Source organism: Candidatus Margulisiibacteriota bacterium, assembly GCA_041650855.1.
Taxonomy (GTDB): Bacteria; Margulisbacteria; WOR-1; order O2-12-FULL-45-9; family XYB2-FULL-48-7; genus JALOPZ01.
Genome location: JBAZKJ010000007.1, coordinates 1 through 13,842, shown reverse-complemented (window position 1 = coordinate 13,842; position 13,842 = coordinate 1). Strand labels below are relative to the sequence as shown.

Here is a 13,842-nt window from a genome sequence, read left to right as displayed (position 1 = left end):
ATAAAGATCGAAATGAACAAACGAATGCGCCAACTCCCGGCCCAACGCCCGGCGGCTGAACCAAAAAAGCCGGTTGACGATATGTCAGGCCGTCCGACCCATATTCACCAAGCGGCAGAACTCCTCCAAAGCGCCGCCGCACTCGCCGCGGCAACCGAACCAAAGCCCGTTGCCGCTCCTCTGCCCGCGCCGCAACCGGCCCCAGCTCCCGCCGAAGAAACTAAAATTGCCGACGCTTCCGCCGCTAGAATTTCAGAACTGGAAGCTAGAATCAAGAATTTAGAAGGCCAGATCAAAACCCAAACCGAAAGCCAGAGGATCGCGCTCGCTGATGTTACAAAGAAAGCCAGCCAAGATGTCCAAACAGCGACAAAAGCTAACGCTTCACTTCGAGATGAAAAAACAAAGCTAGAAAAAGAGTTGGCTGCCGCTAATAAAGCTATTCAATCCGCTAAAGAAGAGGCTAAAAAGGAAATCGAAAAAGCCAATAATAACGCCGCTACGAAGATCGCTTCTGCCGCGACTGCCGCCGAAGCGGAAAAGCAAAGGTTGCAACATCAGATTGAGGAATTGCAGGCCACGGCCAAAAAACAAGAGGCCGCTCTGGCCGCGGCGCAAAGCCCTTCAATCGAAGGTTCTTTGACCGCCTTGACCGGCGCCCTTTCCGACCCAGCCGCTCTGATCGCGGCGTTACAAGCTCTGCCGTCAGCCGTCTCACCGGAAGCGGCACGGATCGCCGCGCTCTTAAAAATAATGATCAGCGAAAAGATAGGCTAAGGAGAATATATGCCAGTTAAACCAGCGTTCCTTAATCGAATGACCGCCGCCGTTACCAAAGGCTTAGCCAGACCAAGCGATCTGGTCCATCTTCGGCAACGGGCTAACGCCATCATCCAATCGCCCGGCGTAAACGGGACCGACCGGACCGCTCTTTTCGCCGCGACGAACAACCTGCTCGACGCGATCTTAACCCGACAATTACAGCTTAAAAACTGCCAGGTCGTGGAAATCCCTGGCCAGCGGACTCCGATCCTATTGAAAAAAGATAGCGTAACTTATTTTACCGGGACTAATCAACCTAATGTCGGCGAACTGGCGGAGCCAGCTTCGATCTACTCGGCCCTGTTCGGCAAAGGAACAATCCTTACTTTTGACCACGAAGGGAAACCAACCCACGCCCGCAAAACAAGCGGAAGAGAAATCTATATCGGAGAGCTCCGCTCGCTTGGCCGCATGAGCGGGACAGACTTCCCTCAGACTACGTTTATCGTCGAAACCCAGAAGATGTATTTTTACCCTGGAACTGAACTGACCATGACCGCCAATAAAATTTTCATTTCGGCTAAAATCGCGGTCGACCACCGCCTCCTTAACCAGGACTTCCGGAGCGGGACGGTTATCTCCTATGAACCGGAAAACAACCGCTTTAAGGTCACCGTCGCCCATGATCATGAATTTTTGGTCAACGGCAGGCTTACTATTTTCAAACCGGGTGAAACCCTTATCATTAATAATAAAGGGGAGATCGTCCCCGACCAGGAAACCCTTGCCCGCGACCAAAAACGGGCCGAGCTCCTCAACCTTTTAAACGCCCGGCCAACCGGCGCTCCGGCGGCGGAACAAGAAGTTGCCTCATTGCGCGAACAGCTGACCAAAGCCAATCGCGAGCTGCAAGCGGCAAAAAGACAAAACGCCATCCTGGACGCGGCCCTAGCCAAACCAGCTTATACCGTCACAGAAATGATCGAAGAGATCAAAGCTCAATTGGCCAAACTTCAAGAACAATGGCAAACCATCGATGCCGCCATTAACACCGCGGAAGAAGCAAAAGCTCAGCTCACGGTCAAACTTTCCGGGGAAGAAGAAGCAAGTTTAATGTTAAACACCCGTTTCTCCCAACAACTTTCCGAGCTCGAGGACCGGATCGCTCAAACCAAGTCGGAACACGAACAGAAATTAGCCGCCGATCCGATGATCAGCGCCTGTCTCCGCGAAAGTGTCGAGCTGACCCAGCTTTGGGCGCAAACGATCGACCCCCGGCAAAAGAACCTGCTGCAAACCAAAATTGAAGGCAAGACCAACCTGTTGAGCAAACTGCGCGGCGGCGCCGACCGGCAATTAAAAGCCGATCTCTCCCGTCTGGAAAACGAAAAGACCCGGCTCGCACGGGAATCGAACACCAACCAGCGGCATTACGCCAGCACCATCGCCGGCTTCAACAGCCAGCTGGCCGCCCGCGAAAAAGAGATCGCCAAAAAGACCGAAGAACGGGCGCGGATCGGCCAGGAGCTCAACCAAGCCATTTCCAGTTTATCGTCGCTAATCAACGGCATCAACGCCGCGCTTAGCGCGACCTGGCAGGCGCCGGAACGGGACCCGGAATAATTCCGCAAAATAAACTGAAATTTCCCCCAGAGGAAGTCGATAATAATATGGGAGAAAGAGCGTGGTTTTGGCCCCGCTTTTCCCCTTATAAAAAGACCGCTAAATAGTCAGCAGGAGGAAAAAAATGATCAGCAGAATGAACAGGACCGCTCCCGTCGCTACAAGAGAACTCGTCGCCCGCCCAATCGTGGCCGAAAGAAGCCGTTTCGCCAAGCCGCTCGCGGTCCTGGGAGGGATCAGTTCCGCGATCCTCGCCCTCCACTGCGGCAGCGCCGAAACCGGCCCGGAACGCGGCCCAGCGACTGAACAGGTCACCAAAGACGGCGGCATTCCTCTTTATCCAGAAGGCGGCTCCACCATTCCACCGATCGGCAATGACGCCGCGTTAGTCAATGACGCCATAGCCGAAGCGGCTATCGTCGACGCCCCGGTTGTCGACGCGCAACATCCGCCGATCTCCCGCCTGCTGGAGAGCCAGCAAATTGTCGCCCTTGACGGCGCTACTTATCAAGCCAGGGTCATGAACCCGATTACCGTAAAGGTTGAAGGGGCCGGGCTCAGCGGTCTAAAAAAGATCGCGGCCTATTTCCAGTCGGACTCAACGCTGATCGATCCGGATTATAAAGATAGCTTAACCCTCCCGCTCACTTGCTTATGGGGGGGACTTAACGGTAAAATTAACGACATCAACGATCCTTTCAATTTCACTCTCAATCCTTTTATTAACCACAAAGATGAAGGGAACAGAATGAAAGTTTATCTCCATTCCGTAAAGATTACTAACAACCTAGACGGCCAGGTCTGGCAAAATCTTTATGACGCGGCGGCCCGCCCCCTGATCGGCGCGGTCTGCGCTAACGGGAGTGACGGCCAACCGGTTGAAGTCGTAGTCCCGGCCGCCTTCTACCAAACCGACGTGTTAGATATTACAATAGACCATTCAGTTGGCCTTGACGCTCAAAACTATGTCTATGGCAATTGGGCTTATCGCATGACACCGACTTTGGAGGGGAAATAATAATGGAAAAATTGAAGTCCGGCCTCAAATTTACGGTCCTGGCCCTCGCCCTGGTCGTCCTGACCGGGATGGCTAACGCCATTGTCCTGCCAGCCAAAGCGGTCATCAACCCGCTGACCCAGACGGTCTACGCGCCGAAGAACGACTCCAGCAACAATACTGTTCTAGCGGCAATCCGTGTTTACACGCAATCGTTCAGCAACAACAGCCCGGTCTGGACGGAAAATACCGGCAGTAAGCTCAACCTATCCTCCCTGACCGCCAAGACCTTCGGGCTGGCGGTTTCCGAGGATGGCAAAAAGCTCTTTGTCGCCATCAACGACGCCCAGCAGTCCAAGCTCCGGATCTACGATCTTGGCGGCGACGGCCTGCCAACCGGCACCTATAAAGACGCGGTCTGGACACCGGATACCAACGGCTGGGATTCCCCGGCCGGGATCGCCCTGGCCGGCGACCGGGTTTTCATGGCCGATATGCAAACCGCTAAAGTTCACGTTTTTGATTATGATGCCGCCAGCCAGAACTGGAAATGGACCAGCGACCTGACCGACCAGCTGACCGGACTTGGCGCCCTTTACGGCGTCACCGTCGGCCCGAAGGTCGTTAACGGTTCGACCACCACCTACCCGCTCTTTGTCACCCGGAAAGCGACTTCCAGCACCGCCAAAGAACTTTTCATGTACGCTTACACGGTCAACGGAAGCACTAAAACCATTACCTATAAGAACGGCGCCAACCTTAACACGCCAACCTACGTGGCCGCTTCGACCAACGAACTTTACGTCGCCGTCAAAGACACCGCCGCCGACGTCGCGGCTTTCAGCTACGACATCACCGCCGGAACTTTGAGCTCCAAACCGGTCATCAATAAAGGGCCGCTCGACCTCGGCTGGGTCGCCTTAGACCTCTTGCCGAACAACGGCTACCTTTTCTATACCTATCCGACCGACGCCAGCGGGAAACCGTCTTACTATTACCGGGTCACCCTGCCGGGAACAACCCCGGCCGCTCTGCCGGATTCGCCGATCAATATAATGGAAGTCGACGGGGTCATCTGTACTCCTGACGGCCGGCGGACGATCGTTTCCAACAGCTGGACCGGCGAGATCATCGCTTACGGGACCGGCAATGCTTTGCCCAGCGGCTACCTTGCCGCTTCGGTCGCTTCGATCACCCCGAACTCAACCGTTCACGGAACCGACACCGACGTTACCATCACCGGGAAATATTTCCTGGCCAATCCGACCGTTTCCTTACTTTATAATAACGTTAATTATCCGTTGACCAACGTTGAAGTTAAATCTTCAACCCAACTGACCGCCAAGGTCGACTTCCCGGGAACGCCCGCGATCCCTAACACGACCACGACCTACGGAGTTTCGATCGTCAACCCTAACCAGGGGAACGGCGGCTTGCTTAGCAACGCCTTCACCATCAACGAGTTAGTGTCTAACCCGACCATCAGCACGGTCAATCCGACTTCCGGCGAACAAGGCCAGACCCTCAACGTGGAAGTTACCGGAACTGGTTATTACAGCGGGACGGCCGTTTCTTTCAGCGGGACCGGCATTACCGTAAACTCAACCACGTTCAACAGCGCGACCAAGGTCACGGCAAACATCAGCATCGCCAGCAACGCCACCCTTAGCGCCAGGAACGTCACCGTCACCAACCCGGGCAAAACCCCGGCCACCAAGACCGGCGCTTTCACTGTAACCGCGCCAGTGGCAACCCCGACTATCAGCTCGGTCAACCCGACCTCCGGCGAGCAAGGTCAGACCTTTCTGGACGTGGAAGTTAACGGGACCGGCTATACCGCCGCGACCACCGTTTCTTTCAGCGGGACCGGCATCACCAAAAACTCGACCGTCTTCAACAGCGCGTCCAAAATGACCGTCAATATCAGCATCGCCAATAACGCCACCCTTAGCGCCAGAGACGTCACCGTCACCAACCCGGGTAAAACTCCGGCGACCAAGACCGGCGCTTTCACGGTTACCGCGCCGACTCCAGCGCCAACCATCAGCACGGTTGTTCCTTCTTCCGGCCAGCAAGGCCAGACCCTCAACGTAGAGATCACCGGCACCGGTTACAACAACCAGACCTACGTTGAATTCTACGGCACCGGCATCAACATTAATTCCACCACGCTCAACAGCGCGACTAAAATTACCGTCAATATCACGATCGCCGGCAACGCCGCTCTCGGCGCCAGGGACGTGATCGTCACCAACCCGGGCAAAACACCGGCCACCAAGGCCGACGGCTTTACCGTGACCACGGCCGCGGATACCATCGCTCCGGCCGCCATCACCACACTGACGGCGCACACGGGAACCGCTTACGGCACCGTCCAGCTCACTTGGACCGCTGTTGGCGACGACAACCAGACCGGCACTGCCACCCATTACATCGTGAAATATTCCAAGAACCCGATCACGACCGACGCGGAGTTCAACGCCGCGTCGACCTATACCCAGAATTGGACCCCGAAAGTCGCCGGCGGCGCGGAAGATTACACTTTGACCGGCCTCGACCTTCTGGCTGGCCAGCTCGTCTATTTCACCATCAAAGCCCAGGATGAAGTGCCGAACACCGGCGCGCTCGGCAATGCCGCTTTCACTTTCGTGAAAGACAGCATTCCGGTCCCGACCGTTACGGCCCTCTACCCGAACATGGGACCGAATTCCAAAACGACCGACATCGTCATTGAAGGGACCAACTTCGCTTCAATTCTGCGGGTCTATATCGAAACCACCCCGGAACAAAATCTAGCCAATGTCGTCGCCGTTAAAGGGGATCGGATCGAAGCGACCGTGCCGAAGAACCTGACCCCGGGAACTTACGACATTCGCGTCGAGGGCCCTGGCGGAACCTCTGCCAAGGTCAAAGCCGACCTCTTCACCGTCATGAGCGGGCCAGAAAACCCGGCCGTGCCGTCCCAGGTTACCGATTTAAAGATCACTAACGGAGATACGCAGTGCACCCTGGATTGGACCAATCCGGCCGACACCGACATGGCCAAGCTGGAAGTCCGGCGGTATGCGAGTGCCTTCCCACTCTCTTACGATCCGCTCGTTGGGACCGTCGTTTACCCGGCTTCCGGAACCCATATCCCGACCCCGGGCAAAGCGATGAAAATGACCGACACCGGCCTAACTAATAATCTTAAGTATTATTATGTCGTTTTCATCAAGGACACTTCCGACAACTGGAGCGCCGTCGATTATCACCTGCCCAGCGTCAACGCCGCACTCGGCCAACCGACCGCCGGCTCGACCGACCCGGTCTCCAGCATCAACATTGTCCGCGACGGCGACACCGTTGGTTCCGGCGTGACCATTACCTGGACGACCAACCCGGCCAACACCGCGGTCGACGTCTACGTCCTGAACTGCGCTATCGATCAAGGGGCGGCCAGCTACACTTCGTATTTCACGACCGACACCAGTAAGTGGACTAAAGCGGCTAATGGCGACAACCTGACCAACGGGACCTACCAGATCCCGAACTTAGTTGGGACCGGCAGCGCCGCTTACTACAAGCTCATCACTCATGGCGCGACCCTGCAGACCAGCGACCTTTTAACCAACGTCGTCGGCAAGTTCGACCTGATCGTCGGGCCGTCGGACACGCAAGCGGACAAGTTCTTTGTCTCCCTGCCGCTGTCGCCGATCGCTCCCAAGACCAACTCGGTCGCCGATCTATTCGGCGCCCAGGTGGCGGAAGGGGACGGAGTTCTCCTCTTCAACATGAACAAAGACGTGACCAGCGGCTCGCTTTACAACAGCGGCGCCTGGGCCGCCTTCCCTGGCGTGCCGGCGATCGACAATCTGTCTGCCGGACGGGCCTACGGTTACTTGACCCAAGCTGAAAAATACATCACTATTGTCGGGAAAGTACCGACCGCCGCGACCAATGATCTCTCTTTAGCGGGCGGTTGGGACAGCGTTAAAGACCAGGCCGCGGTTGCCGAATGGATCGGCAATGCCTATCCGACACCGGTTACCCTGGCACTTTCCGGTTTAACCAACGCCACCTCGCAGGGGACCTCCCCGCTTGATGGCGGCACCGCCTATCAGTTCAACGCCAATGCCGACCTGATCAACGGGATCGACGGTATGGCGGTCAACACGACCGGCGGCTGGGTCAACGGAACGCTAAGCGCGCCGTCAACTCTGCAACTTGTCCCGGGTAAAGGCTACATGCTGAATGAACCGGTGAAACAGTCGTTCAGCTGGTCACAGGCTAAGCCCTACTAAAACAGGAGGAATCATAAAATGATCAAGCAAGTTAAGTTCCTGAAAGGGCTGCTGCTGGCTCTCCTGGCAGTAACGTTAATGTCCGGAGCGGCTAACGCTTTGGCGGTAACAGTCTCCTGTAACGGGACCAATATCCCGGCCAACCAGATCTATAACAGCACCGGCGTCGGCGGTACTTTACTCGCCGCCACCAAATATGTCCAGATCATTCAATCAACCGACGCCGCCCCCGGCGCTCCGGACGTTTCGACCGGCGCTCCGGCCGGCGATTCCGTGATCTCGACGGGAACCCTGGCAACCGCCGGTAATTTTTCCGCCAGCGTCAATATCTCTACCAGCAACTACGTCTACATTCGGGCCTGGGAAACTTGGAACGGCAGCGGCGTCCCAACCGGTAAATATGGGACATCAGAGCTAAAGAACGTCGGCACCGGTTTTACTTATACATTTAAACCGGCCAGCTTCGCCACTACGACCGATATGCCGGTCCAGGCAACCCTCTCTTCGATCAGCCCGACCAGCCGGGGTCAGGGGGCGCAGAGCCAAACTCTGATTTTGAGCGGCGCCAATTTCCAGAGCGGCGCGACCGTTCAAATCAGCGGCAGCGGGATCACCATTAATTCAACGACCGTCAACACCGCGGCCCAGATTACGATCAACGTCAACATCGACGCGGCCGCCGCTACCGGCGCCCGCAGCGTCACCGTCACCAACCCGAGCGCCGCCGCCAGTTCCGCCGTGACCTTTACGGTCAACGCCGGACCGCTCGCGACCAGCGCCGCTCCCACCAGCGCCGACCAAGGCTACACCGGGAATGTCGTCCTGACCGGGACCAACTTCCACAGCGGAGCCTGGGCCGCCGCCAACGCCGTGTTCAGCGGCTCCGGGATCACCGTCAATTCAGTTACTTATAACAGCGCGACCCAACTGACCGTTAACCTCACGGTTGCCGCCGGGGCTACCGCCGGTGGACGGACCATTACCCTGACCAATCCGGATGACAATGGCAAACTGACCAGCGGTTCGATCTTTACCGTCACCGTTCCGGCCGGGACCGATCCCCAGATTACCAGCATCACTTGGGAACCAGGGAAAGATGCCGGTTACGTCTACGGAACGATCAACCTCAACGGCACTAATTTTGGCGCCAGCCAGGGGACCAGCACCGTCGCCCTGCAATTCCAGGGCGGTTCATATAACAATTTACCGGGGGCCCAGATCTACTACTGGTCTGACACCAAGATCCAGGTCGGCGTACCGATCAGCATCGGCGCGACTTATGCCGTGGCCGGCACGACTAACGCCCGGGTCACCGTCAACGCGAAAACCGCAGCTAATTCTTTCGCGCTGAAACCAAAAGTTTACAGCGTTACTCCGAATAACGGACCAGTCGGGACCTCGGTCGCGATCGAAGGAACGGCGTTTAATCAGACCGCCGCCAGCAACTCCATCAGCTTTAACGGGACCGCCGCTTCAGCCGGCAGCATCGTCAACGCCGCCGATAAGAGCACCTTAACCGTTGCCGTCCCAGCTGGGGCGACAACCGGACAACTGCTGGTCACCGTCAACGGTCAGACTTCGAATACTAATTTCGACTGGGCGCCTTACGACCAGATCGTTTTCACCGTCACCAGCGTGGCCCAGCCGACTATTACGACCAACAGCCTCCCTAACGGGACTGTCGGCACGACTTACAACCAAACCTTGCATGCCTCCGGCGGAACGGCTCCTTATACTTGGGCGATCACCGTCGGCTCACTCCCGGCCGGTCTCTCACTTAACACTTCGACCGGCGTGATCTCGGGCACGCCAACGACCGCGCAAACATCGAGCTTCACGGTCCGGGTAACCGACGCGGCCGCCAAGACCGATACCAAAGCCCTGGCGATCACGATCGATCCGGCTGGGATCGTCAGCGATCCTTCGATCTCCGGCATCTCACCGGCTTCGGCCTACACCGGGCAGACCCTGATCATTAATGGTTCTCATTTCGGTTCTTCCGGCACGGTTACCGTCGGCGGGATCAGCACCCAGCCAACAGTTTGGAACGACGGACAGATCATCGCTTCCATTCCGTCCGGGATCGCTTCCGGTTCGGCGGCGATCGTCGTCACCGTTTCCGGCAAGACCGCCAACTCCACTATCACTGTCGACAACAGCCGGGTCTACCTCGATGATTTCGAAGGCGGCTCGGTCGGCAGTTACACCGCTCCGGGAGATAAAACCGGTTACTACGTTTTCGGCACCGGGATCACCCCCGACAACGCCAATATCAACGCTAACGGTCCGCAGTCCGAAGCGGCCAAAGAAGCGGCCAAAGGAATGAAGGTAAAATACTCCTTCACCTCCGACTGGGGCGGCGGTTGGGGCGCGGCTCTCGCCAACCAACTCGACCTTTCCAGCGCGGAAAAGATCAACTTCTACCTGAAGTGGGACGGCTCGGACAACAACCTCCAGGTCGGGCTCAAAGACGCGGACGGAACTTCGTTCATCGCGGTCGTTTCCAACGCGACCTTAAAGGCCTTGTCCGGTTACGCCCTGGTCTCGCTCGATAAAACAAGTTTCGCTTACGATGCCGGCGGCAGCGATGCCGCGGCCAACGCCACCTTTGACTGGAGCAAGGTCGCCAATTACAGCTTTGTCCTGAACACCACAGGAACAACGGCCAACTATCAGTATCTCGACAGTCTTTACGCGACCGTTGGCAAGGTCACTCCGCCCGCTTCAACCGAGGCACCGGTCATCACCTCGATCGACCCGATCGCTGGTCCGGCCGGCACCAAGCTGACCATCACTGGCTACAACTTCCGGGACAAAGCGACCAGTACCTCCCGCAAGGTCCAGTTCATCTCGGCTTCCAACACGATCATCGAAGCGTCGATCGTCAGCTGGGAAAGCACCCAGATCGTGCTGACCGTCCCCAATACTTTGGGCACGGGCGCTTACGACATCAAGGTCCTGGTGGAATTCCCGTCGGCATCTGATCCGAGCATCATCCGGTCGTTCTATTCCAACCCGGCCGCCTTCACGGTGACCGCGGTTGCCCCCGGCCCGGGCGCGATCGTCGCTTACCCGACGCCGTTCAACCCGAACACCGGCGTGCCGGTCAAAATTGAGTTCGATCCGGGTACCGCCACCAATATCGGCGTCTATATTTTCGACATGACCGCCAAGCTGGTCTCCCGCCAGAACGTCACCGGCTCCCCGGTCACCTGGAACGGGGTCGACATGTACGGCGCGACCGTCGGGGACGGCGTCTTCTTAGTCCGAATCGTCAATAACGAGAACCAGGGTCTGATCGCGAAAGGCAAGATCCTCGTCGTCAAGAAATAGTGAAATTCATGATAAAACTTGACGATATATATACGAGAGGTAAACGCCAAATGATAAATATGAAATCGTTCTTTAATCTGGCCTTGAGCGTGATCGTACTTTCGACCGCTATTTCCGTCGGAACACCAGCGCTGGCAACCGGCTATCTGGCTGACCCGATGAGCATCGGCGTCGGCGCCCGCTCCATGGGGATGGGGAAAGCTTACGTCGGCATGGCTGAAGACGGGGACACCATCTTCACCAACCCGGCCGGTATCGCCGGGATCAACTCCGCCAAACTTACGACCATGTACACCAATCTGCTCAATGACGTTAACTATACCGTCATTGGGGGCGCTTTCCCGTACGGGGAAAAGTCAGCCATCGGCGTCGGCGTGGTTAGCTCCCGCGTCGCCGATATCACTCTGCGCGACGGGACCGGCGCGATCACCGATTCGAACCTGACCTGGGGGAGCCACGTTCTTTTCCTTTCATACGGCACCTATTTAAGTGAACTTCCGCTCAATTTAAACCTGGGCAAAGAGGTCGCGGTCGGCGCCAACCTGAAGTATTTTAACGTCGGCGGTTCCGGGATCGACGGCTCCGGCTCCGGTTTCGACGCCGATCTTTCCGCCCTGTATCCGGCCAATGAGTACGCGACCCTCGGCGTGACCCTGCAGAACGCCCTGCCAGCCAGTATCGGCGCCAAGATCAGCAAAGCCGGCGGCGAATACGACAGCATCCCTTCGACCCTGAAGGTCGGGGCCAAGGTCGCCCTGATGGATAAAGAAGGAAAAGGACTGTTCGCTAACAAGAGCCGCAAACTTTACACTAATCTCGATTACGATTATTATCCGACCCGAACCAATGTCCCGGGCACTCTGCATGCCGGCCTTGAATTCTGGCCGACCGAGAACCTGGCTCTCCGGGCTGGTTCCGACAACAGCGATATGACTCTGGGGGTCGGGATCCGGGTTTCGGGCGTTTCCTTTGATTACGCTTACCACCCGTACAGCGGCATCACCGAGAACACCTCGCACTATTTCTCGATCAGCTACATCGGCGACCCGACCAAGCGGGAACTTCAGCTTTCAGTTGAATCCCCAATGGACCGGGCGGTCGTCTACGACGACAACGTTAAAGTTTCCGGTAGAGTCAAATTTACCGAAGGCGAAGTCGGCTCCGGCCTCAAGGACGTCACCGTTAAAGTCAACGGCGTCAACGCTCAGGTCCAGCCGGACGGGACCTTTACCGCCACCTCGCCGGTCAATAAATACGGCAAAAAACTGATCGTCGTGGAAGCGACCACGCCTAACGGCGACAACGCCAACAAAGAACTGCGGCTCGTCCGCCTGACCTCCTTTGCCGACGTGCCGGAAGGTTATTGGGCGAAGATGCCGATCGAGAACAACGCGACCGTCGGCCTGGTCCAGGGCTTTCCCGACGGTAACTTCAAGCCGAATAGCGCCCTGACCCGCGCCGAACTAGCGACCCTCTTGGTCCGGGCTAAAGGGATCGAAGTCCCAAGCACCCGCGCCCGCCAGGTCTTCAAAGACGTTAAACCGGGCTTCTGGGCCGCGAAATATGTCGAGATCGCCCAGCGCGAAGGCTTGATCAAGGGTTATCCGGACAAGACTTTCCGGCCGAACAACAAGATCAGCAAAGCAGAAGGTATCGCGGTCCTGGTCCGCTTCGACAAGCTCCCGCTAGCGGAAGCCAACGCCAAACCATACTGGGACGTTTCCACCCACCATTGGGCGGCCCGGCACATCCAGGCGGCCAAAGAAGCCGGTATGCTGAACTTCGTCGATAACAATAAGCTTGGCCCCAAGCAAGCTATGGCCCGCGCTCAAGCGGTCGACATGCTGGGCAAGACGTCACTCGCCAGCACCAAGATCAAAGATCTTTATACCTGGGAAAAAGGTTTCCAGAAAGATTTCACGCCCGAAGATCGCCCAAGAATCAGAGCTGCGGTTGACTAAACCGTCAGCTTAAGAGAGCGAGGCAATTGTCTACAAAAACGTAGACAATTGCCTTCGTTTTTGGTATAATTAACGTCTGAAAGCAGTACCTCTGAGTACCCCATTTTTCAAGTAATCAGTTTACTAATCGCGGACTTAAGTCCGCGGTTAAAAACGGCTAAGCTTCGAAATCTGTAAGCGGAGGTAAAGATTAATGAAAATCAAGAAGTCTTTCGGTTTCCTGTTTGTCGCCATGGTTTCGCTCATCGTCCTGACCGGGATCGCCAACGCGGTCGCGGTGACTGTTTCCAGTAGCAGCACCAATGCTCCAGCCAACCAGATCTACAATAACACCGGCGTCGGCGGGACGCTCCTCCCCTCCGGTCGTTTTGTCCAGATCATTCAATCCAGCGATAATTCCGCCGGAGCCCCAGGCGCCAGCAACGGCCTACCGGCCGGCGACTCCGTGATCCTCACCAACACGCTGGCAACCGCCGGGAATTTCTCCAGCGTTTGCAATATCACCCAAAGCTCTTACGTCTATATCCGTGCCTGGGAAACCTGGAACGGCAGCGGCGCCCCGACAGGGAACTACGGCACCTCCGCGCCGATCAGCGTTGGGACTGGCTTTACCTTCACTTACAAACCGGCAAGCTTTGCCACCACCGTCAGCATTTCCGCCGCTACTCCGGCGACCTTAAGCGGGATCAATCCGAATAGCGGAACTCAGGGAGCCAATAATCTGTCCGTGGTTCTGACTGGGACCAACATCTTGGCGGGCGCGACCGCCGCGTTCAGCGGGACCGGGATCACAATTAATTCTACGACCGTCAACAGCGCAACCCAAGCGACCTTAAATGTTAATATCGCCGCTTCGGCCGCCACCGGCAACCGGACCCTTTCC

The 13,842-nt window shown here is 56.9% G+C and carries 7 protein-coding genes; all 7 read left to right on the top strand.

Features of this window, described 5'->3' with window-relative positions:
* The coding region (locus tag WC529_09045; protein MFA5114415.1) for a hypothetical protein at positions 1 to 777 on the top strand (777 nt) is incomplete at its 5' end.
* Positions 778 to 786: 9 nt separating this feature from the next.
* Positions 787 to 2,385 (top strand): hypothetical protein, encoded by a 1,599-nt coding sequence (locus WC529_09040; protein ID MFA5114414.1) that lies wholly within the window; start codon positions 787 to 789, stop codon positions 2,383 to 2,385.
* Positions 2,386 to 2,509: 124 nt separating this feature from the next.
* On the top strand, positions 2,510 to 3,403 hold the full coding sequence (locus WC529_09035; protein MFA5114413.1) for a hypothetical protein: 894 nt from the start codon (positions 2,510 to 2,512) through the stop codon (positions 3,401 to 3,403).
* A gap of 2 nt (positions 3,404 to 3,405) precedes the next feature.
* Positions 3,406 to 7,665 (top strand): IPT/TIG domain-containing protein, encoded by a 4,260-nt coding sequence (locus WC529_09030; GenBank protein MFA5114412.1) that lies wholly within the window; start codon positions 3,406 to 3,408, stop codon positions 7,663 to 7,665.
* Between the two features lie 18 nt (positions 7,666 to 7,683).
* Entirely contained in the window at positions 7,684 to 10,998 is a 3,315-nt protein-coding gene (locus WC529_09025) for an IPT/TIG domain-containing protein (protein MFA5114411.1), read from the top strand.
* 50 nt (positions 10,999 to 11,048) lie between these two features.
* On the top strand, positions 11,049 to 12,959 hold the full coding sequence (locus WC529_09020; protein MFA5114410.1) for a PorV/PorQ family protein: 1,911 nt from the start codon (positions 11,049 to 11,051) through the stop codon (positions 12,957 to 12,959).
* Between the two features lie 193 nt (positions 12,960 to 13,152).
* A partial coding sequence (locus WC529_09015) for a hypothetical protein (protein MFA5114409.1) occupies positions 13,153 to 13,842 on the top strand: 690 nt, incomplete at its 3' end.

Bases quoted from the DNA above. Each gene is read 5' to 3' on its own strand.
- WC529_09025 (MFA5114411.1), top strand. From the start codon at position 7,684: ATGATCAAGCAAGTTAAGTTCCTGAAAGGGCTGCTGCTGGCTCTCCTG.
- WC529_09020 (MFA5114410.1), top strand. From the start codon at position 11,049: ATGATAAATATGAAATCGTTCTTTAATCTGGCCTTGAGCGTGATCGTA.
- WC529_09035 (MFA5114413.1), top strand. From the start codon at position 2,510: ATGATCAGCAGAATGAACAGGACCGCTCCCGTCGCTACAAGAGAACTC.
- WC529_09040 (MFA5114414.1), top strand. From the start codon at position 787: ATGCCAGTTAAACCAGCGTTCCTTAATCGAATGACCGCCGCCGTTACC.
- WC529_09030 (MFA5114412.1), top strand. From the start codon at position 3,406: ATGGAAAAATTGAAGTCCGGCCTCAAATTTACGGTCCTGGCCCTCGCC.